The sequence below is a fragment of the Bacillus ectoiniformans genome, assembly GCF_016908875.1.
Taxonomy (GTDB): domain Bacteria; phylum Bacillota; class Bacilli; order Bacillales; family Domibacillaceae; genus Bacillus_BX; species Bacillus_BX ectoiniformans.
On the sequence record NZ_JAFBES010000006.1, the window covers coordinates 186152 to 209017 of the forward strand.

The 22866-nt window shown below is 39.9% G+C and carries 18 protein-coding genes; 2 read left to right on the forward strand and 16 right to left on the reverse strand.

Features of this window, described 5'->3' with window-relative positions; all coding sequences use genetic code 11:
- Positions 1 to 22: 22 nt before the first annotated feature.
- The 14 genes from JOC78_RS10590 to JOC78_RS10655 form a co-directional block, all read right to left on the reverse strand.
- On the reverse strand, positions 23 to 817 hold the full coding sequence (locus JOC78_RS10590) for an alpha/beta fold hydrolase (RefSeq protein ID WP_204555368.1): 795 nt from the start codon (positions 815 to 817) through the stop codon (positions 23 to 25).
- A gap of 113 nt (positions 818 to 930) precedes the next feature.
- Positions 931 to 1674: a type I methionyl aminopeptidase gene (gene map, locus JOC78_RS10595; protein WP_204555371.1), complete on the reverse strand. Its 744-nt coding sequence runs from the start codon at positions 1672 to 1674 to the stop codon at positions 931 to 933.
- Between the two features lie 81 nt (positions 1675 to 1755).
- Positions 1756 to 2934: a M20 metallopeptidase family protein gene (locus tag JOC78_RS10600; protein WP_204555374.1), complete on the reverse strand. Its 1179-nt coding sequence runs from the start codon at positions 2932 to 2934 to the stop codon at positions 1756 to 1758.
- Positions 2935 to 2965: 31 nt separating this feature from the next.
- On the reverse strand, positions 2966 to 5128 hold the full coding sequence (locus tag JOC78_RS10605) for a PAS domain-containing sensor histidine kinase (RefSeq protein ID WP_204555377.1): 2163 nt from the start codon (positions 5126 to 5128) through the stop codon (positions 2966 to 2968).
- Positions 5129 to 5359: 231 nt separating this feature from the next.
- A complete protein-coding gene (locus JOC78_RS10610) occupies positions 5360 to 6538 on the reverse strand; it encodes a KamA family radical SAM protein (RefSeq protein ID WP_204555379.1) in 1179 nt (392 codons plus the stop codon).
- Positions 6539 to 6673: 135 nt separating this feature from the next.
- Positions 6674 to 7561 carry a VanW family protein gene (locus tag JOC78_RS10615; RefSeq protein ID WP_204555383.1) on the reverse strand — a complete coding sequence of 296 codons (888 nt, stop codon included), beginning with the start codon at positions 7559 to 7561 and terminating at the stop codon, positions 6674 to 6676.
- 185 nt (positions 7562 to 7746) lie between these two features.
- Positions 7747 to 8271, reverse strand: a complete 525-nt coding sequence (essA, locus tag JOC78_RS10620) for a type VII secretion protein EssA (protein ID WP_204555386.1) — start codon at positions 8269 to 8271, stop codon at positions 7747 to 7749.
- Positions 8261 to 11116 (reverse strand): type VII secretion protein EsaA, encoded by a 2856-nt coding sequence (esaA, locus tag JOC78_RS10625; protein ID WP_204555389.1) that lies wholly within the window; start codon positions 11114 to 11116, stop codon positions 8261 to 8263. Before esaA ends, essA begins: the two co-directional genes overlap by 11 nt.
- A 19-nt stretch (positions 11117 to 11135) precedes the next feature.
- On the reverse strand, positions 11136 to 15587 hold the full coding sequence (gene essC / locus JOC78_RS10630; protein ID WP_204555391.1) for a type VII secretion protein EssC: 4452 nt from the start codon (positions 15585 to 15587) through the stop codon (positions 11136 to 11138).
- A complete protein-coding gene (essB, locus tag JOC78_RS10635) occupies positions 15584 to 16885 on the reverse strand; it encodes a type VII secretion protein EssB (protein WP_204555394.1) in 1302 nt (433 codons plus the stop codon). The genes essC and essB overlap by 4 nt, the downstream gene beginning before the upstream one ends.
- 13 nt (positions 16886 to 16898) lie before the next feature.
- Positions 16899 to 17138: an ESX secretion system protein YukD gene (gene yukD / locus JOC78_RS10640; RefSeq protein WP_204555397.1), complete on the reverse strand. Its 240-nt coding sequence runs from the start codon at positions 17136 to 17138 to the stop codon at positions 16899 to 16901.
- An 82-nt stretch (positions 17139 to 17220) separates the two neighbouring features.
- On the reverse strand, positions 17221 to 17514 hold the full coding sequence (locus JOC78_RS10645; protein ID WP_204555400.1) for a WXG100 family type VII secretion target: 294 nt from the start codon (positions 17512 to 17514) through the stop codon (positions 17221 to 17223).
- A 257-nt stretch (positions 17515 to 17771) separates the two neighbouring features.
- The gene (locus tag JOC78_RS10650) at positions 17772 to 18395 is read right to left on the reverse strand and encodes an HAD-IA family hydrolase (RefSeq protein ID WP_204555403.1); all 624 of its coding nucleotides are present in this window, start codon (positions 18393 to 18395) and stop codon (positions 17772 to 17774) included.
- A gap of 90 nt (positions 18396 to 18485) precedes the next feature.
- The gene (locus tag JOC78_RS10655; protein WP_204555406.1) at positions 18486 to 18866 is read right to left on the reverse strand and encodes a YidH family protein; all 381 of its coding nucleotides are present in this window, start codon (positions 18864 to 18866) and stop codon (positions 18486 to 18488) included.
- Between the two features lie 201 nt (positions 18867 to 19067).
- Between JOC78_RS10655 and JOC78_RS10660 the strand changes: the two genes are divergently transcribed.
- A complete protein-coding gene (locus JOC78_RS10660) occupies positions 19068 to 19817 on the forward strand; it encodes a YwaF family protein (RefSeq protein WP_204555409.1) in 750 nt (249 codons plus the stop codon).
- A gap of 52 nt (positions 19818 to 19869) precedes the next feature.
- Here the strand turns inward: JOC78_RS10660 and JOC78_RS10665 are convergent, their stop codons facing one another.
- A complete protein-coding gene (locus tag JOC78_RS10665) occupies positions 19870 to 21255 on the reverse strand; it encodes a VWA domain-containing protein (protein ID WP_204555412.1) in 1386 nt (461 codons plus the stop codon).
- Positions 21256 to 21699: 444 nt separating this feature from the next.
- Here JOC78_RS10665 and JOC78_RS10670 point away from each other — a divergent pair, with 444 nt between their 5' ends.
- Positions 21700 to 22059: a hypothetical protein gene (locus JOC78_RS10670; protein ID WP_204555415.1), complete on the forward strand. Its 360-nt coding sequence runs from the start codon at positions 21700 to 21702 to the stop codon at positions 22057 to 22059.
- Between the two features lie 54 nt (positions 22060 to 22113).
- Here the strand turns inward: JOC78_RS10670 and JOC78_RS10675 are convergent, their stop codons facing one another.
- Positions 22114 to 22788 (reverse strand): C40 family peptidase, encoded by a 675-nt coding sequence (locus JOC78_RS10675; RefSeq protein WP_204555418.1) that lies wholly within the window; start codon positions 22786 to 22788, stop codon positions 22114 to 22116.
- Between the last annotated feature and the right edge of the window lie 78 nt (positions 22789 to 22866).

Below are 22866 nucleotides of genomic sequence, written 5' to 3' on the forward strand. Positions count from 1 at the left end.
CGAATGCGCAGGCATTCGCTTTTTATTGTGCTTTTTTAACGGCATCGCTGTGGTTGATTAGAAACTCTAGTGACACTTCATTAAATTCTTTGCTTTTTTCCACATTGCATACATGGCCGCAATCTTCTATCAGCCGGAAGGAAGCATATTCGTCATTTTCAATATCCTTTTGCAGCTGTTTAATAAATAAGTGATCATCTGAGCCAGAAATATATAATTTAGGCACTCCTTTAGACTTTTCAGGTACTTGTTTATAGACTTTCTCCACCGTATCCACTAAATTAAACCATGCAATAAAATCTGCCCGTTTCATTTTCACCGCTTGGCTAATGAAAAGCGAACGGGAACGGATATTCATTTTGCCTGGCATGATAATATGCGCGCATAATCTGTAAATCCACATAAACGGAGTAAAGGATTTAATCAATTTGCCAATTTTCACTAGCAGTTTAGAAAAATGATTAAAGTGAGTGATCGCACCAGCTAATACAGCAGAACATACTCTTTTAGGGGCCATTTTAAAAATAGAGTGAATGACGATCGTACCAAGGGAAATACCGATAAAATGAGCTTTTTTAATAAGCAAATGATCGAGCACCTGGAGGACTTCTTTAGCAGCCGTGTCGATTGTAAAATCTGATTGTTGATCCACGCTTGGAGACTTTCCGTGACCGCGAAGGTGAATAGCTAATACGTTAAAATGTTTCTTTAAAGCTTTTAAATTATTATAGAAAATACTCGCATTTCCACCCATTCCATGGATAAGGACGACATATTCATCTGTGCTTTTATGTTCATAAATTTTATAATCTAGCAATGAGGAAATCTCCTTTTACGACAAAATATTCAATGAAAATAGCATACTCTATTTTTATAATATACACAATAAAAAAACCGCATCCAATTGTTGCAGATGCGATTCTTCCGCCATTACTTAGTCAAAATCAGCGGTTCCCCTTTAGTGATAACAATAGTATGTTCGATTTGAGCCACTAAGCTGCCATCCGGTGTAATAAATGTCCACCCATCTCCGCTCTCAGTGATCATTTCTGCTTTTGTGGAAACAAACGGTTCGAAGGCAATTACCATGCCCTCTTTTAACAGAGCGTTATCCCACGGGTCAAAATAATTAAGAATATGGTCAGGCGCTTCATGAAGAGAGCGTCCAATTCCATGTCCTGTTAAGTTTTTAATGACTGTAAATCCATGCTTTTTCGCTTCGTTCATGACAGCCTTGCCGATTTGATTCTGCTTAGATCCCGCTTTCGCTTTGGCCAGCCCGCGTTCAAAAGCCATTTCCACCGCTTCACATAGCTTTGTCAGGACCGGATCCCCTTCTCCTACAACAAATGAGATCCCTGTATCAGCAAAATATCCATCATAGGATCCGGAAACATCGATATTGACTAGATCTCCCTCTTGAATGACCCGGTCACCTGGTATTCCATGGGCTACTTCGTTATTCACACTGATGCATGTGAAGCCAGGAAAATCATATTCTCCCTTTGGTCCGGAAATAGCGCCGTGCTTTTCAAACAGCTCTCCGCCAAGGTTATCTATCTCTTTAGTCGTCACACCCGGTTTAGTGAAGGCGCGCATTTGATCCCGAATGTCCGCCACGATCTTCCCAATCTTTTTAAATGCTTGAAGTTCTTCATCATTTTTAATTATCATAAAACTCTTCCTTTATATAAAATATATGTCCCTAGCTAACTATACAGAATTTTATCCGCTATGAAAAGAGAAGTGCTGAAGCTATTTATTGGAATCTAAATAATTCCAGGCGCAGGAAGCTAAGATTTTTGCCGCATGCAGCATGGATGATTCATCGATATCAAAATTTGGATGGTGATGAGGATAATCAGCTGCTTTTTCTGGATTGCCTGCACCGGTTAAGAAAAATGTGCCTGGAACTTTTTGAAGATAATAGGCAAAGTCTTCTCCAACCATAAGTGGCTCTGTTCTAAAACATTGGTCTTCCCCAAGGATCTCTTCCGCACATTTCTCGGCTAACTTTGTTTCCTCTTTATGATTGACTACAGGCGGATAACCTGTCACATAACGAAAATCATACTCCGCTCCTGCGTTTTCACATAATGAATGTAAGAGCTGCTTCATTTTCTTTTGGATGCCTGCTTGCACGTCTTTATTAAAGGTTCGGACTGTTCCAGCAATGGACGTCTTAGATGGGATAATGTTAAAAGCGTCCCCCGAGTGGAAGGTGCCGACCGTAATAACAGCCGCCTCTTGCGGATTAATCGTCCGGCTGACAATTTGCTGAAGCATTTGCACATAATTGACACCAAGAACGATCGGGTCAATCGTATCTTGAGGTGCAGCACCGTGGCCGCCTTTTCCGACGATATCAATCTCAAACCGGTCAGCCGCCGCCATAATAGCCTGTGAATGAAAGGTTGCCTTTCCGACAGGAATCGGCGTCCATAAGTGGGTGCCAAATATGGCATCTACACCATCTAAACATCCATCTTCAATCATAGCCTTCGCACCGCCCGGAACCAGTTCCTCCGCAAATTGATGAATCAGTACTACGTTTCCAGATAGTTGGCTTTTATGTTCTTGCAGTGCTTTCGCGACCGTTAATAAAATCGCTGTGTGAGCATCATGGCCGCAAGCATGCATTTTGCCGTCGATTTTAGATTTATAATCTACCTCTTTTTCATCTTGCAGGGGAAGGGCATCAAAATCGGCCCTTAACGCCACCGTTTTGCCTGGCTGATCTCCCTTTATTACACCCACAACTCCTCTGCCTCCAACTTCTGTACGCGTTTCAATTCCAAGGTTCTGTAAGTAGCGGGCAATCATCCTTGGTGTTTCTACTTCTTCAAATGATAACTCTGGGTACTGATGGAAGTGCCTGCGAAGTTCAATCATTTCTGAAAGGTTGTCCTCAATGGTTTTCCACATATTATTCATGGTGCGATCGACTCCTTATCAACTTTATATATCACACGAATTCATATTGTTGCTTGTCGGCTCCTGTTCTTTCCTTTGGCAAAATAATTTGAACCGTTGTGCCTTGATTTATTTCGCTAGTAATCTTTAACAGCCCATTATGATTTTCAATGATTTTCATGCTTGTCATCAATCCGAGTCCCGTTCCTTTTTCTTTCGTCGAGTAGAACGGTTCACCCAGTCGATGTATTTTTTCTAGCGGAATGCCGCATCCCGTATCTTTCACACTGATTTTAGCTGTTTTCCGATCCGTCTTCACTTCAATATCCACTGTTCCTTTGCCCCCTAAGGATTCAAGGGCATTTTTAATGACATTTATGAGCACTTGCTTTATTAGGTTCGGTTCACACTCCACCATGACCGGCTCTTCAGTAAAAGAGCAAGAAAGCAGCTGATTATTAATCAGCGCCTGTGATTCAAGCAAATAAACAATCTGTTTAATAAGTTGTTTAATATCTGTTTTCACAAATTTCGTTTCTTGATGCGGTTTAGCTAATGACAAAAATTCATAGATAATCGTCTCTACTCTATGCAGTTCAGTCAGCACAATTTCCATATACTCTTCATTATAGGTTTTCAAAGAGTGGGCAAGCTGCAAAAACCCTTTAATAGACGTCAGCGGATTTCGCACCTCATGAGCAAAGGCAGCCGCAAGCTCCCCAACAACCGCAAGCTTTTCGGATTTGTGCAGCAGCTGCTCCATATATTTTTTTTCGGTGACATCCCGCACAAGTGAATGAATCGCCCATTTGCCATCAAACAATATTTTCATCGAAGCAGATTCCACTTCCCGAACATTATTTAAGAAGGTATGAATCTTTCCAGATGAATGAACAATGCCGGTTTGATCATCTTTTATTCGATTCATGCTTTTAATTACTTCAATATATTCTTTCTTTCCTACTAATTGTTTTACACTGGACTTTAAGAACTGTTCTTCGCTTTTTGCTTCAAATAAAGCTAGCGCACGTTCATTCACATATAATATTTCTTTATAATTATGAACAATAACAGCTTCTGGTGAGTGTTCAACGAGCCTGCGGTACCGCTGTTCACTTTCGGCTAAATGATGCAAAGCCTCTTTGTAATTGGTGACAATACTAGAGTGGATAAAGATTCCATCAGAAGTAGGCGTTAACGTCATATTATACCAGTCTCGTCTTTTTTCCCAATAAAACTCACACTCTATCGGCTGCTGGCTGGAAACTGCCTGCTTCAACGAGTCGTAAATGGGGGTATGACGCAAGTCTGGAAATAATTCAAAGAAATTGCGCTTATACTTGACCCCGTCTGAAATGGAAAAGGTTCTTTCTAAGGCCACTTTATTCATATAAACGATTTTGTATTCCTGGTCTAAGAGCAAGAAACCATCTCTGATGCTATTTAGAATTCGTTCGTTTTTTTGGTTTGTTTTTTTGATTTCGAATTCCATTACTTGCCGCTCGGTTACATCTCTGCAGTTCGAGATAACCTCCAGTACTTCATTAGTAATTGGGTCACGCGCTGCTCTGCTAATACTTTCAATCCACTTGTACTCTCCGCCTGCGGTCCGATGCCGAAACAGCGCCTTGATTGTCTCGGAAGTTTCTCTTACTTTGATATACGCATCACTCACCTCATCGAGATCATCCGGGTGGATAAATTCAAACAAATCCTTTTCAATAAATTCTCCTACTGAAAAACCAAGCATTTCATCCATTAAAGGAGAAGAATATGTACATATACCATCCGGGGAATGAATCGTTAATACGTCGTTAGAATATTTCATTAAAAAATGAAAAAATTTATTCTGTTTTCGTAATTCTTTTTCCAGCAATATGTTTTCTGTTAAGTCTTGAATTTGAGATAGAAAGAATACTTTTCCTTTTTCGTCTTCTAGGCGGCAAACAGTTAATAGTCCGAATTTTAGCGACCCTTCAATTGTTAGAAAATTGATCTTCTTTTTTACACTTTTGATTAACCCCTCTTGAATGGCTTGTCTTTCTTGTTCATTCAGTTCAGACACCGCCAAATATTGATTCGCTCTTTCCCCTTGTGTCACTTCAAAAAAATTTAAAAACTCATGATTCATGTCGATCATTTTAAATGAACTGTCATATAAAGCTTGAGCGATCCCTGAATGTTCAAAGGATTGCTTATATAAAAATAATTCCATCCCCTATATCCTCCATACCCCGTGTCATTCTTTCTATGATTATTTTTAATGTTAATTCTTCATTCAAAAACACCCACTATAATAAATATGAACGCAACCGTATAATTTTTCAATCGCAACAGTGCAGAATGTTCTAACTTTTATCAAAAAATAGAAATTTCACCATGCCACCGTATAATTTTTATACAAAAAAGCAATCCTGCTATGCTTAGGCAGAATTGCTGAAAATAATTAGCCATGCACCATTCTTTTTTTCTTTTGAGGCATATCAGGCATCGCATTTACGGATATAACCTGATCAGTTTTCTTTTTAGGTTTTTTCCAGTATTGTTCATTTTCAGGCAAGTCATCGAACCATGAGGCATGATCTGGACAATCAAGGACCATAAATTTGCCGTAATCTCCATCTCTTGACTGATGAAATTTCAAATAGGCTTTGCCGTTTTCTATCGCCAAAATTTCCACCTTGCCTGCTGTATGGCTCATTGATAGCCGCACTCGCTTGCCTAGCCCTGATGTTCTTGCCTTGGCAGCTTCTACTATGTCGTACACTTCTTTTAAAGTTAAGACAAATTCACTATTTCCTGCGACTGGCCTGTTCACAAAAAAATAATAAGGAGTGACGCCTGCCCATGAAAGTTTGTCTAATAGATCACCCAATACATCTGGATCATCGTTGATGCCTTTTAGGACAGGGGTTTGGTTCACGACAATCGCACCTGCATCATGGAGTGCTTGAAAAGCTTTTCTTGCTTCTTTTGTGATTTCTTTCGGGTGGTTAATATGAGCCATAATATATATACGCTGTTCGGCAGTGGAAAACTCGCGGATTAATTGAAGAAGGTCTTCGTCCTCATAGATGCGCATTGGATTGAAAACGGGTATTTTAGAGCCGATTCTAATGATCTTCACATGATAAATGGATCGGAGCTCTTCTAGGATCATGCGGAGCTTTTTTGTGGCTAATATGAGCGGATCGCCTCCGGTCAATAAGACATTGTTTATTTCCGGTGTATGACGAATGTAATCTAAACCAGGGGTGACATCACTCATCGCTTCTTTGACATCATTTCGGAACAATCGCTTGCGGAAACAATAACGGCAATACGCCCCGCATACTTCCGAAACAATTAGTAAAGCCGTCGTGTCATATTTGTGCTGGCAGCCCGGGACGACATAGTTGGTATCTTCATCAGATGCATCCCAGCGGCCGTATTCACTTAATTCACCGGTGTTCGGAATGACTAATTTTCTTAGAGGATCTTCGGGGTCGTTCCAATCAATTAAGTTTAAATAGTAATCATTTACACGAAACACATACTTTTCCGTAATGGGCTTTAAGACATCTCGTTCTTCTTCTGATAACTGAGTGACTTGGTCAATCTTCATCATATACTTTGGCTGAACCATCTCTTATCACCCTTTCAGCATTTTAGAAGCCTGCTATTATTATAACAAAAAGTGATAAAAAACGATATAAATTGACTGAAAATTCTATTATTTTACGACAAAAAAATCAGGGTGCTCTTCCTGATTTTTCTTGTTTTATTTTATTGGCACGGATGGCACATGCCTCGGCTGAAATTGCACCGTGTTTGATGAAAAAACTTCCACAATTGCTTGGCCATTGTGGAGTTTGGCTTTAATTAATATCGGCTCATTTAATTTGTTGGAAAATATAAAATCAGGTCCATCCCAGCTGACGGTAGCATCGCGGCCAGGTGGCACATAGGATACATTCCGGCTATGGGTATATCTTTTAATAATGGTTACCCCTGCTCGGTCCACTGCATTGTACAGCGTTGAAGATACTTGGCAGATTCCGCCGCCGATCCCTTCAGAAAATTCACCTTTTACAATAATGGGTGCAGACATATATCCTTTTTCCTTTGTTCTTTCTCCAAGCACTTCGTTAAATGAAAAACTTTCTCCCGGAAAGATCACCTTATTATTAATGGCATTGACCGCTAAAGCAAGATTATGTGTCCGAGGCCGGTTGCTGCTATTATAAAACGTTTCATAATGACCGATCCGTTTCATTCTGATTTTAGAGAGTAATGCACTGTCTACTTTTGGATGAATGATGTTCATCGGCAGTTCGACTTCCGCTGTCCCTTTACCATAATAATAATGATAAAAAGAGTCTGTAAGTGCTTGTCGGTCCAGCTTCATTCCCGTTCTTCCGGGCACAATTTGATTATCCTCATCGATGACTGCATTTACTGGGGCTAGATACGTTTTTTGATCAATGTCATCCAGCCATTTTTTATATTCTTGGATATCCATAATTGGCAGACCAGGAATTTTACTTTCCACTTTCTCCCGAGTGATATGGGAGATCCATTGTCCCTCATGATGAATGATTAATTCCGCACTGGCGTCCTTCTGCAGACCAAAAAGTATAAACAAAGCTAAAATCCAGATATATTTCATCTTATGCCCCTCCATAGTTATAATATGGACAGCAGAAAAACATTTATGTAAAGGTCCCATTTCTTTTTCTTAGGAAAAAGGAATGGATCATCAATAAAAGGCGCAATGGGCAACCCATTACGCCAATTAAAGATTATTATTGCTCTACCACATGATCTAAGTGCGTGGATAAAACGATACCCGCCTTAATTTTTTTTACTTTTTTCAGTTCCCGCCCTCCGAGTACCGATTCCTTCAGAATGAATCGCCTGCTGAATCTTAGGTATTAAATAGAAAAATAAATAGCTGCCAAGAACGGCAGCGGCTAAGAGAAGCAGGCCGATCAGCCAAAAGGAATGCGTTTCGGATTCTTCTTCCTCTGGCTGAGATGATAGGTCTGATTTAGCCGCTTGCTGTTTTGAAAAAAGCTTGAGACGTTCTGTTTTAGAAGCGATCAAATTCGCGTCTTGCTGTTCAGAAAACAAATCGTTCTCAACAGCTTTAAATTTGTCATTGGGTTTTCTCTCGAAAGTAAGAGCTTTTTGTTCTTCAGTCAGTGTGCTTTTTTGTTTGAGTCTTTCTTCTTCATGAAAATGATTAGTGTCAATATCAATTTCGTTATCTTCATATACATTCGGCTGAACGGGCGTATTTTCTTCAGAATAAACCGGACTTGCTCCAAAGATAAAAAAGAACAAACAATATACTGACAGAAACCATTTAAGCTTCATGTACGGTCTCCTGGCTGATTGATTTTTCATCTTGTTTCCAGTAGGAAAGACCAAAAGCAGCGATAGACAAGGAGAGAAGAACGATAACTGCTGGGTAAAATGCAGCTTCATCTCCATATTGAATCGACATATATCCTTCCGTGACCGGATGATACATGGAAAAGTTCGGCGATGTTAATTCAATAAGCGGAATAATAAAGAACAGAATAAGCATTAGCCCCATTATCCAACCTGTAAAAGGTCCGAACTTATAGCCCAGCCTCACTAACCCTGCGACGGTAAAGATCAGCAGCACTGTATAAACAGACCACTTAATCGCTTCTTGATCGCTCAATGAGTAAATGGTTAAACCATACATACTTACAATTATTCCGACTAAGACATTCAACACGATGACTAACGGCAAATGTATGGATAATGGTAGATGTCTGTAATGATAAAAGAAGTACCCCAAAAGCAACCCGCTGATTACAATAATTACAAGCATAATCACTGGCGGTATTTCAAGAGTTTCCTCAGCTGGCGTAGAGCCGCTTACTTTCACGGGGCTTGCCAGATGATCATACACATAGCCGTTATTCTGTCCGTCAACAAATGTGTTGCCAAGAATACTGTACACATCTTTTTTAACTAGACCTGTCGCTTCTACATTTTTAGCCCAATTATTATTAAGTTCATCTGCCTTTGTTTGAACAGAGTTGACTTTCTTCTGCAGATCATCCGTGTAATTGGTGACATTGGCATGTCTTTCAGATAAGGAACCGACAAGCCCTGATATTTTTTGGACTTCCAACAGAGTGTCCCGCTGAACGGACAAAACTAATCCGCCATCATCTGTTTCTAATGCAGGAGCTGATTCAATCTCTGGTTGGGGTGCTGCTTTCTCCAAAAGAGCAGCAGACACTTTAGCCGTATCTTCTTCAATCAGCTGAACTTGCTGCATGATCATATTCTGCTCTTCTTTTACTTGATCTTCATACGCTTTCAAGTCTTCTTGAACAGAATCTGCCAGTGTATGAAATTCTGCTTCTAATTCATCCATTTGTCCGGAAGAAGCTGTCAAATCCTGTTCGATGGTTTCAAGCTCACCGGCTTCATTCTTGATGACACTAAGAGCTTCCCCGACTGATTTCATTTCTCCATTTTCTGAAAGTAAATCAGCAATTAACTTCTCTTGATTTTTTTGTGAGTGGGACAGAACCTCACGATAGGCTGATAAAGTCCCGTAGTATTTTAATAGGTCGGATAGGCTCCGGCTGACTATTGGCCGTTCAAATAAAGCACCGAGCTCTCTTTGACTCTCAGAAGATAGGGCGTCTGATTGCAAAATCTTTTGTTCTTCAGAAGCAATTAATGCAGCGGCCTTGTCAAGAGACTCTGAGTCCGTTTCAGATGGAGCCGGCTGACTTTGCTGCACTTTATTGGCATATGCACTGGCTGCCTGCTGCCACTTGCTGTACGCAGAATCTTGCGCATCAAGAATCGATTGTATCTTTTCTATTTCCGCGTCTAGCTGGCAAATGACAGATGAAACTTCCTGAAAGGACGCCAGCTGTTCTTCCGTTTGAAGGGCGGCCAGCTTTTCTTTCAGATTAGCAGAGTGACTTTTTAGAGCCTCTAAAGTAAGCTCCCCCTCTTCAGGCTGTTCCCAGTCAGGAATGTCATCAGATGGAGGTGGGTTCTCATTGTTATCACTTGGAACCTCAGCGCCTGCACCATTCTGAAGCTTCTGTCTCAAAGGAAGAAGCTTGCCTTCAAGGTCACTTAATGAAGCTCTTTCTGACATTTGTTTGTATTGCATCAGCATGTTCTTCTGCGCAAGTAAAATGCGGTCATATTGATCAGCCACGGTAGATTCTTCTAGCAAATTTACAAGGTTAGAAATCGTCGTCCGGCTATCATCCACTTTTGTTTGAATGGCAGAGACTTGATGAATGAACGCTTTTGGATTCATCGTAAAGGTAGCGGGCGCCTCCGTTTCTCTCCAAACTACGGATTGTACACCTTGAGACACTGCAGCTTCATAGCTAGCCACGCCTTCTTCAAGCAGCTGGCTGTTTTCAGCATTTATGCGAAGCAGCATTTCACTTTGCTTCTCTTGATAGTCTTTATATTGCTTAACATTTTCAATGAACAGCGCCATTTGTTCGGCTGCTTTTTTCTGATCTGCCGCTCGATCTTCAGAGATTCCTTCTGCAGATTTAGCCGTATCGCGAAGCTCGGCAAGCATCTTTTGCTGATCGGCTATTTCGCCCGCTAGATCCTTCGAGTTTGGTGTATAAAATTTGTACATTGATTTTTGAAAAGCGATCTCTTTTTCCAATACTTGATCAAACTTTTCACGAACATCCGCCACTTCTTGGGAAACAAAGCCCCAATATAATGTGGAAATCTGTCTGTTCATTTTGTTTTTTGCCCGTTCCATTTCTTTTTGAACTTTTTCTTTGTTTTTGGCATCTAGATTACCTTGCACTTTATACGACACATCGGCTTTCACAGGTGTGTCTTTCTTAAAGGTCAAAATATTTGATGAAAAATCCGATGGAATGAACAGTACAGCATCATATTGTTTGTCCGCCATTCCGTTTTCAGCTGTGCTGCGGTTCACAACGGTCCATTTATAATCAGAATCTTCACCGGCTCTTGAAAGCATTTCTTTGCCAAACTCAATTTTCTTCTTGTTGTAGGCAGAGCCGACGTCTTCATTGACTACAGCGATTTGACCCGTTTCATTTTTAATTTTTTTCATTGGGTTTTCACCGATTAAAGTAAAAAATATGACTGGAAGCAATAGTATGACTGCGATGATGAGCGGAAGCTTCCATGTATTTTTTCTAGAGTTCATTATGTTCCTTCCTCTCTTATCAGCATAAAGGAATTTGAATTTTATGCTCTTGGCCATTTACAACCAAATAACCAAATCCGGGTTGAACTTCTCCTTCTTTTCTTGTAAAAGGAAGCGTAAATAAGCTTTGTTCTGACTTTTTCATTAAAATCAGCGCCTGGCGAACTTGTTTCACTTCATTTGTCAGGGCATCAAAGCCTTTCATGAGTTCACTCGCATTAGCTGCTACAATGATCCGAAACCCTAAATGACTATATTGCTTCATTAAGCGAGCGGTTCGATCGAGCAGGATACTGTCGCTCGCTTGCTGATATCTTGATAAACTGTCAATGACCAGAACCATCGGATTAAACGATAATGGGTCTCGGTTTTGCTCGCGAATTGACTGCACATACAGCTGCTCTCTTTCTGATAACAATCTTTCTGCTTCATCCATCCAAGAAATCAAATGTTCTTTCGTTTCTAAGTACGATACTCCATCTTTTCTCGCGTAGGCTGATAACCCCCGATCAATTCCATCAGAGACAGCAATACCCGCCGTTTCTTGATTCAATAACGACTCCATCATGACTTTTAAAGCATTTGTTTTGCCTTTTCTTGATTGTCCGATCACCAAGCAATGAGATCCCGAAGTTAGATCAATAAAGACAGGAGTAACAAATTCTTCTTCCAGTCCAATTGGCAGCTGCCCCGTTTTTTTCGTTGTCATATACGAATGATGGAAGCTTTCTAATGATAAATTAGATGGAAGCATAGGAACAGATTCCGGCAACTTCATATTTTTATATAGTTCTTGCCGCTCTTTAATCTCCATTTTGATTTGCTGATTGATGTCTAAGTCGTCTTTCCCTTCAGCAGGCAGATAGATTTGGGTTAAATAGGCCTTCTCCTTTTTTATAAGCGCCCGGCCTGGAATTGGTTCGATCTCATAAGGCGGTTTGCCAATCAGTGTATAGGTCTCTGTTGAATCCATTAAATAGTGAACCACTTTTGTTTTTAAGTTATTCATTAACGGCTGGCGTACCGACTGAATTCTAGTAGCCGTAAAAATCATGAATATACCTAGGGATTGCCCATCGCGGGCGAACTGCGTCATTTGTAAATCAATCTCCTGCATTTCCTCTTTCACGGCATCAAAATTATCAACAGTGATGAAAATAACTGGAAGCTTTTCCGCACTTACTTGATTGTATAGCTTGATGCTTGAGACTTCTGCTTCAAGAAACAGTTCTTTGCGGCGTTCGATCTCCTGTCTCATTCTTCGCATAAACTTTTCTATTTTACGGATGTCGTCATAGCGGAAATAGTCTCCCGTATGAGGCAGCTGTCTAAGCGGAAGGAGTGCGCTGTTTCCGAAATCAAAAATATAATAGTGCAGTTGTTCCGGCGTATGATGAGCAGCGAAATGTAACAATAAAGACATGACTGTCATCGATTTTCCATAGCCTGAGGAACCGAAAATGCCTATATTGCCGTCCTCAAGCCATTGATAGGAATAAGGAGTCTGACTTTGCTGTTCCGGTTCATCTTTTAAGCCGATAGCAAAACGGTCTTCACTTCGTATTAATTTAGCTGTGCCTCCTATGCGCTCAGGCAGCGGAGGCAGCCACGGACTTGATAGCGACTGAACATCTAGAATTTTTTGCGATTTAACAATTTCAGAGACAACCGCTTCCATCTCTGTCATTTGTAATTCCTTATTTTGCACATGATCTGCCGCTATGGTTGAAAGCGGAATTAACCCTAGATCTGTTACGAGAGATATTTCACTTTCCGATTCAATCGAGTCTTCTAAATAAGGCGCACCGCTCCAAGCCGATTGAAACAGTTCATACACCTCATTGTTTCCGACCTGTAAAATTCCACGGCCCGTTTCTGTAATATTTGCCGCATCTCCATTTTTTAAGATCTCTTTACTGTCGCTCGCATCCTGCACTTTTAACGCGAGACGAAAACGCGCATTACTCCAGATTTGATCATCTATAATTCCGCCAGGCTTTTGGGTAGCTAGAATGAGGTGGACACCGAGACTTCGGCCAATTCGCGCGGCACTGACAAGCTCTCTGATAAATTCAGGCTCTTCACTTTTTAACTCGGCAAATTCATCAGAAATAATAAATAAATGCGGCAGGGGCTCTTCCGTTTCTCCCGCTTTGTAAAGATTCGTATAATCATTGATATGATTAACGGCATATCGGTCGAATAGCCGCTGGCGTCTTTTCAATTCACTGTTTAAAGATGCAAGCGCTCTTTTACTAAAGTTACGGCTGCCTTCAATATTTGTAATCGTTCCTAATAAATGCGGCATCCGTTTAAACGGCTGAGCCATTCCCCCGCCTTTATAGTCGATTAACAAGAAAGCTGCTTCATGGGGATGAAAATGAACGGCAAGCGACAAGATGAACGTCTGCAGCAATTCACTTTTTCCCGATCCAGTCGTTCCAGCTACCAATCCATGTGGACCATGTGCTTTCTCATGCAGGTTTAACATCACCGCATCTTTTTTATTTTTCAACCCAATGGGAACAGCCAATGTTTTAGAAGATTGGTTGGTGTTCCAGTTGTCAATGATCGGGAGCTCTTCTGCCTGTTTCACTTTCATCATTTCTAAAAATGATATTTTATTCGGAATCGAGTTATCCATTCCTTTTTGATGGTTGAGTGAATGAAGCAGACGCGCGAAACGTTCATTTCCCTCCACTTGATAAGGGTCTAGCCTAAACGGCTGACGAACCGCTTTGCCTTGTTCAATTAGTATTTCTCCCTCTTGTTCATTGACATAGCGAATCAGCGTATGAATGTGTTCAAACAAGCTTTCTTTCGTTTCAGCCGTAAATATAGAAGTTATACCTAGTCCCAACTTACCGCCTTCAAGATATTCCAAAATCGCATGCTCAGAAATCAGCTGGCGGTTCGTGACAAAAAATACGTAATGCGGTGCAAATTTCTTTTTATCTTTCTCTTCATCTAGATCTCTTTCTCTTAATACCTCATAGATGGAGGAAAGGAGCTGATCTCTTGTCTCTTCATTATAAACAAGTCCCTTCGCATACGAATGAGGCAGCTGAAAGTGAGGCAGCCATTTCACCCATTCCCATTCTTGGTACTCCTCCTCGTGGAAGATCGCCACAAAGCGGACGTCATGATAACTTTGAAAAAAAGCCAGCTGGCCAATCCATTGACGAATTTCACTTTTTACGACTTTCTCTTTTCCTATTAATCCGATCGAACCATCTGATAGATCGGCAGAAAGCGGCACGTTTCTAACGAGAGAATAATAGTCAGCGATTTCTTGTGATTCTTCGAGCAGCTGATCCATTTCCCGATTCGCTAAATCTTGAGTGCCGGACATGATTTCATAACTTGCGGGGATATCTGATCTCCCAATTCGGACCGATAAAAAATCTGGGCTATCAAATGTTTTTTCCCAAATTCGCCCGTCTACTTTTTCAGTCATCTCTTTCATCTTTTCAAATGAAGGGTAATGATAATAAAGTATGCGAGATTGCTCTTCAGATAAGTCTTGTAATTCATGCCTTTTTTGCTCTAAATAGTTCGTGTAAATTCGATGACGTTTTTCTTTACTTTCTTTTCTTTGCTTTTTGTCTTTAAAGTATTGCACGGTTGAGGTGACAAGTGTAGTTGCAAACATCACTACAGAAATTAATAAAAACAATCCCCTCGGCTGAATGATCGCAATGATTCCCATGACGAGGAGCATCATGAGCGGCGGTAAGATCATTAGCCATAACCCTCTAGACTGATTGTCATGTTCTTGAGTAGGAAAAGAAAATGTGACCTTATTCTTTGGCAGTTCATACATCATGCGAGGGATTCTGCGAAAGTCAGGGTACTTCATTTTCGTGTCTGAAGAAGGCAGAGTCATCTCCGGTAAATCTGTATGAATCTGATCTGGCGAGTAAACCGCCAGAACATCTGCTTCAGCTATTTGCAGTTCTAAAAATGGCAGCTGCACGTAGTCACCTGTCTTTAAAGCAGTTACGCCTGAAATCGAGAGGCCATTGACATAGACAGCCGTCTTTTGTTTCGGAATGACACTCCACTCATTGTTAATAAATACCAATCGGCAAACACTTGCTGAATCGGGCTCTTCCTTCTTACTTATGACATAACGACCCTGTTCTTTAACGAGCGAGATATTCTGTTGATTTCCACAATAGTAATAAGACACTGGGAAAGTTTCTGCTTCTAAAAACAAATGAAGCTGATAGGCACCCCGCTCAATCGTAAAGCCTTCATCAGGATGAATCTCTCCTGCTTTTTCTTCTCCTACATAGATGTCCCATGACCCCTGGGCGGCTGACTGTAAAAGTTCCACTTCGATTCCTGCAGCAGTCAGATGAGAAAGAGTAATATGCTTCTTGCTGTCTCTCCCAATAGTCAGACGCTCTTTATCTCGTAAACAAATATGCTCAAATGTTTGCTGATCATATATCCAAAGCCTGCTCATAAGCTTTTCTCCTTAGGCTGGGCCGGTGCCGGTGTTTGTGCTGGCTGGGCTGCAGGAGGAGCGGGCTCGGCTTGTGGTTCACTTATCTGCTGCTTCTCTTTCTGTTCTTTCTCCTGCTGTTCTTTTAGCATTTTTTCTTCCTCTTCTTTTTCCTTTACATACTCATTTAACTCTTGCTCAATCACTTCAATTTCTTTCTGTTTTTCTTCACTGGACAAGCTTTCATTGGCTTTGATTTCTTCTTTCAGTTTTATCAAGCCGTACATAGTCAATTCTCTGTCTTCAAGATCACGGGCTTGATCAATCGCTTCCTGATTCATCCCTCTGCCAATATATATCCAATATAGAAAGTAAGCGGGATCTGTTTGCAGAGTCATTGTCTTTAGAACATTTTTCTTTTGGTTCTCCATCAATGATTCATTGACAAGGTAAGAGGAAGCTAATTCATATTGAACGATATACGGCATGGATTCTGCTTCATATTCATCGAGCGTTTCGATCACTTGGCTATATTTCTTATTAAGAAAATGTTCCCCGCTTTCAACAAAGGCTTCTTGTTTAGGCGCTAAAATAAACATTGAATACAGCGTGTAAATAAAAACAGGAATGAGTATCACCGTTGCACCATAAAACAGAGACCGTTGAATCTTCCATTTTTTTTGCGGGATATGTATTAACGATTTCTCTTGTTCTTCTAACTTCTGTATATATCCACTGACCACTCCTGTCAGCTCATGCCAATTCTCCGCCGCTAATAGATCGGCAGCTGCAGCAGACAGTTTAATTGTTCCTTGAAAACGCAAATAGTCATTAAACTTGTGCTTATCGTCTATAATAGCCGCGAGTGTAGCTTTCACTTCACTAAATAAATCGTTCTCTTCTCTTTCGTATGGAGGAAGGCTGTCTATGACTCCATAGTGAAGAAAGTAAGGCGTGAAACTCGAATCAAACATAATATTTTCAGGACACACAACCGGTATTAAACGGTGATAAGAATGTCTTTGCACTTTTTTTATCAATTGATCCATAAAAATCCATTTTGCTATATCCGGTTTGGAGTGAATAGCTTGAAACTGAGAGAAATAAGACGGAGGTTGTACGTTGAGAATGATTTCGTCTTCATTCGATTCAATCTTTTTATTCAACTGTGGATCTGCTTCTACAATCATATTAATTTCTAATGCCTGCTCCAATTTTAAGCGGGCTTTTTGAAAAATAAAATCATAGCCTCCCGTATGAGGACGCCTGATGTTCCCTTCTATTCTATTTTCTAAATAAGACGGGTGATTTTCTTTCATGAGTCAGACTCCTTTATAGTATTTCCAATCTGTCACCTGACGTGATACCGCACTCTGCTAGCGTTCTGTTGCCTGAGAATACTTTATCTTTATTTACAACTCTTACCCAGCAGCCTGTTCTTGGACTTTCCTCAATTTTCTTTACTTCCCATGCGATTTCTGCCACCTTTTTAATAGGCAGATAATTTGAAAGACGAAGGTCCAGCTTTTCTTTCTGATAATTTCTTAAGTCAATTGTTAGTTGAATATACATTCTCTCTTCACCTTCACATGAAAAAAAGCGCCAAAATCTTTGTTAGATTACAGCGCTTCTTTCTTTTTCAAAATTACTGTATTTACCCGCGAATTTGGCTGGCAATTTGGTGATCAGTTTCTTCAAGCGTGTTTGCAGAGCTGCTTAACTGCTGCGATACTTCATTTAACAGGACAGCCATTTTTACGAAAGATGGACGCAATTCTTGATATTGCTGGGCAAATGCTTCACTTGAGGCCCCTTCCCACACTTCACGCAAATGATTGCTCATTGTATCTAATCGACCCACTAAATCATTTACATTCGCACTCTCTTGATTATATTGACCTGCAGTAGAACGTAATTCTTCTGGAGTTAAACGAATAATTCCTGACATATAATAACCCTCCTGATCATTCAAATTACTATAATTGTAATGGTTTCATTTTCCAATCGTCAATAAACGCTCACACATTTGGAAAAAACGAGGAATTAGTAGTAATCGCAATGAAAGAAATAAAGGTTTTTTACATATTTTCTAGTTTTTTATAACCATCCTTTTTTCCTCATAAATACCCTCTAGGTTATACTGCTTACTTTTATAACGAAAAACCCCCTGGCTTCTGCCAAGGAGTTTTCACAATTGTGATCACGTTAAGCGAGCACGGTCAGTATTCCATCAGGGGAGCTAGCTGTGAAGTCGGGGAGTGCTTTTAACGCAACTTCTTCATCATCATATCCCCATTCTGCCCAAATGACTCTCACACCCGCTTTTTTGCAAGCAATAATATCCCGTTCTTCATCGCCGACATAGATTGCTTCTGATGTTTTTGTTTTTGTTTTCTTCAATAGTTTTTTAATCATTTTATCCTTCGTAAAAATATGTTTAGAACAAAGGATTTCATCAAAATAATTCATTTGATTAGATTCAAGCGCAGATTCAATAATATCAGTTGCGTTTGAAGAAATAATGGCCAGCTCATAGCCTCTTGATTTTAATTCAGTCAGCATTTCCTTGATCCCAGGAAAAAATTGAAGGCTTTCTTTAGATTGTCTGACATGCCGGTAAAGCTTAGTGGCAACAAGAGGAATATTTCTCATAGGAAACCCCAAATACCTGCATCTATCTGGAATAGACATCTTGCTTAACGCATCAATATCACACGCTTCAACTTTCTTATATCCATGCTCTAAAGCCAGCTCGTTGTACCCCTTTAAAAAGACCTCTAATGAATTGGCTAATGTGCCGTCAAAATCAAATATTATCAGCTTAGTCAATTTACCCCATCTCCCCTTGTCACTTATATTCCATATTAGTTATTTTACATGCCCATTCATAAAGTATGCCATATTAGACACCTCTGCACGTTAAATAGTGATTGAAAATACGTATACAGCAAACACTAAAATAATAAGAATTAACAAAATAGAGAGTCCCCATACGAGTCGAGCCGGTGAGCGAAAGCACTGATTATTGATGTCATCTCGTTTGCGCAAATAACTGAAAGTGGATAAAAGAATGGCTGCAATCCCCGTAATAACAGAGATCATCCCTATCGTATTCGCAAGCCAGTCCCCAGCTTTGCCAAATGATGTACGCATTGTAAAATGCAAATTGGTGATCAAAAAACCAACGCCGATAATCGCAATGGCTGTTCTCACCCAGGCGAGATACGTGCGTTCATTCGCCAAATGCTGCTGTATATACTTTGAGTCTGTAGTTGTTTGGTGTTCTTTGTCTTTATCCAAGTCAATTCAACCCTTTCTTCCATTCTAATTTACCATATAAAAGGGAGCAATATACACTAGGACGTATTTAGATTGCAGAAATCTGAATTTTAGAATAATATATAATTTATTTTCTAGTTCAATAGATGAGAAAAATGAGATAATTATTGTGTTTCTTGATATATATTAGTAAGAGAATGATTTGAAAAAAGGAGAATGAGCATGGGCTGGTTTAGCGGAAGTTATGACAACTACCAATTTACTATGTTTGCAGCCAGTCATTTAGCTGTGATCGTTTTGCTTATTGCTGCAGTCATTGCGACATACTATTTTCGGCATTCTTTCTCAGCTTCATGGGCAAAAACGCTAGAACGGCTGTTTGCTTTATCCATCCTATCGGCAGAAGGCATCTACCATATTTGGATGCGGGTCAACGATGATTGGCGCTTAAGCCACGCCTTGCCTCTGGAGTTATGCAGCATCAGCTTGTTTTTAACCGCCGCACTTTTACTAACCAGGAAAAAGATCTATTACGAAATTGTTCTTTTTACGGGACTGCTTGGCGCTTCGCAAGCACTATTTACACCATTTCTGCACTTTGACTTCCCGCATTTCCGTTATTTTCATTTCTTCTTTACTCACGTCATTATTTTTTGGACGCCATTATATTTTACTTGGACTCAAGGATATCGGCCGACTATTTATTCCGTGGCTAAATTTATGATTTTCCTGCAATTGCTCATGCCTATCATCCTTCTGGTCAATAAAACAACAGGTGGAAATTATATGTTTTTAAGTCATAAACCTGAGAGTGCCAGTCTGTTAAATATTTTAGGACCCTACCCATTTTACATCCTATCTTTAGAAATGATCGCTCTGTCATTAAGTTTGCTGATTTGGGTTGTATTTAAACAAAGAAGCAGACAATCACGAACAGAACAGCAAAGCTACGAACACAGTGTGGGCTCCTAAATGACACAAAAAACAGGTACTTTCTTTATGAAAGAAGTACCTGTTTAGCTAATTAATCTTTATACTTTTTCTTCATCTCTTCTTCTTTTGCTTTGATCGCTTCTTTTAGCGTATCGCCTTCTGTTTCAACAGTTTCTTTTAACCCTCCATACGTTTCATCTAAATAATCATCAAGAATGTTATAACGCTGATCAATTAGGCTGCTGACCTCTTGACGGGTATCATAATCAATTTGGTCTTGATCCTGAAAATAGGATGCCGCTTCGTTTAATCTTGTTTTTTCATCATAGATCATATTGGAGAAATCGGTTTTTTGATTAAATAATTTATTGGATTTTTCATTTTGTTCATTAAACACTTTACTCCAGTTTTTATTTCCCCAGTTAAACCATTCACTCCAAAGACGGCTTCTTTCATTTTTCCATACTCGTTCAAAGTCATCCGCAGAGTCCACTGTTTCAAACTGGCCGCCTCCCGCTTCTGCGATCGATCTTAATTGCGATTGTCCATTTGAATCAACATCAAATCCGATAATATTGACAACTGCTTTGATATTGGAATCATGAAGGCTTTTAGCAGCTGCTACAGGGTCTCCATCACATGTTTCAATTCCGTCACTCACTACATACATAATATTTTGTCCGTCATTGCCTGCTTGGTTAAACTCATTCTTAGTTTCTGAAATCGCATGAGCTAGCGGTGTCCATCCTGTTGGCTGAAACTTTCCTAAAGATGCTTTAAAGTCCGCTTCTTCATAGGGCTTAAGGTCATATACCACCTCTGTGCTTTTACATGAAAGTTCTTTATCACTGTCACTGTTGCTTCCTTTATGGCCATACACGCGAAGCATGACATTGGCTTCTTCAGGAAGTGTCGCGACAAACTCATCCACCTTTTCTTTCGCCAGTTCCATTTTTGTTTTTCCGCCTATTTTTTGCGCCATACTGCCGCTTGCATCAAGCAAAATGGCGACATTGGCATTGATGCCCACTTCTCCATCTTCACCTAATTTCATCCCGCCTGGCATCTCAGATACAGCTGTTTGAATACTTGGATCGAAACCTTCGAAAAACTCATAATGCTTCTCATAATTATTCCCCTCAGCCATCAGCTTCAAAAGCGAATCATAAATCTGAAAACTGTCTTGTTCCTGCACATTTTTTTCATCGAGCGCCCGATGAACCACCGCTTTATTGTACTTATTCCCAGCATATTCACCAGGTTTCTCTTTAAGAATTTCCTCCATGCTTGTAGCTACATCGGATGGATCATTGGCTTTTTGGCCATTGCCTTCGTTTTCGCTTTCTTGGGTCTCGCTAGACTCTGCCTTTTGTTCATTGATTTGTTTTTCCTCATCAGACCCGCAGCCTGTTAGCAGCAACAGCGTGCTGACAGCCAAAACCTGCCATGGTTTGTTGGTTAACTTCCACTCTTTCAAATGCTTCTCCTCCTAAAATAGTAATCATTCATTATGTATGTTCTTCTGGCGTGAACCGCCAGACATGAGTAATTTCACAGTAACGTAAAAAAAATCCCCCCACAAGGAACAAAGGATAATAGTTAAAGCAAGGTCGAAAGTATCACTTTTTACCATTCATTCTTTAGATTCGGCAGAAATTTGTCGAAATCACCATTCTTTTTACACCGATCACTGAATATGAGATATTTTCAAACGACACTTAGTTCTTTCCTACCAAATACCCTAATTATTTCTAATAAAACATTATTTTTAGAAAAACTAACTTTTCATTACTCTTTGCCTATGCCTGAAATTGATGGCATCTCACTCTAACATTGGGTATACTGCCATTACTTTCAGATGGCTGTCTTACTCTGGGCGTGTTAGGATTTTAATGTATATCATAAGGAGGCGAACACAAAATTGAGGATATTTAACTGGAAGGTATGGGCAATATTTGCTCTCTTGACAGCTATTTTAAGCGTAGTATATATTGCTTTTGCCGAAGAAAATAAGGGAAATAATGATAGAAAAACATATATGACGTTAAAAGAATATAACAGGATTGATATTGGGATGGATTATGATAAATACTTAGAGATTCAAAAAGCGATCCCGCAAGGAGAAAAAGAATTAATTAATGCACACGGTCAATACAAAATATACAGCCTCACCTATAAGGGAAAGCATGAAGCGTCATTCGCGACCATTTTTATTAAAGAATATACAGATGGCAAAAAAGTGATTCATGATAAAAGCCAATTTAAATTGGCTGACGGATAAAATAAAACAAGACAGGCCTGATATCAATCAGAACCTGTCTTGTTTTTTCTAGTATTAATATGATTTTGCACCTAAGTAGCGCTTAGACCAATAAGAATCTTTTACGGAGCTGATCGTTACTCCTTTAGATGAAGAAGCATGAATGAATTGGTTATTGCCTAAATAAATACCCGCATGAGAAGCACCAGGCTTATACGTTTCGAAGAAAACTAGATCGCCTGTTTTGGGTGCAGCAACTTTAGAACCTTTGGCATAAATGCCTTCAACCGTTCTAGGAAGCTGAACTTGTGAACTTTGATTAAACACATAGTTTAAGAAACCGCTGCAATCAAAACCGCTTGGTGTTGTACCGCCCCATTTATAAGGAACGCCTTGATAGCTTTTCGCTTTCGAAATTAAACCGGATGCATTGCTTTTAGTCGCTGTTGCTGACTTAACTACTTGAGCCGCACCTAATTTTTTGTATGTATATTTACCAACAATTCCATCTGCAGCTAATCCATTGGCTTTTTGAAATTTAATGACTGCACTTTTTGTCATTGGTCCAAACTGTTTATCCGTTTTACCTTTTGGGTAAAGACCCTTAGTCTGCAAAACTCCTTGAAGTTCTTGGACATCCGTATGTGTCATTCCGCTTTTTAATGTTTGATCTCCTAATGCTGCGTGACTCGCAATCGGAGTACTTAATAGTGTTCCAGATAAAGCGACTGCCATAATTACCTTTTTCATTTATTATTTCCTCCACTTTCTAACCATTCTTTTTATGTATTACCTTATACTAACAAGGAATCATGTCGAATCTATGTT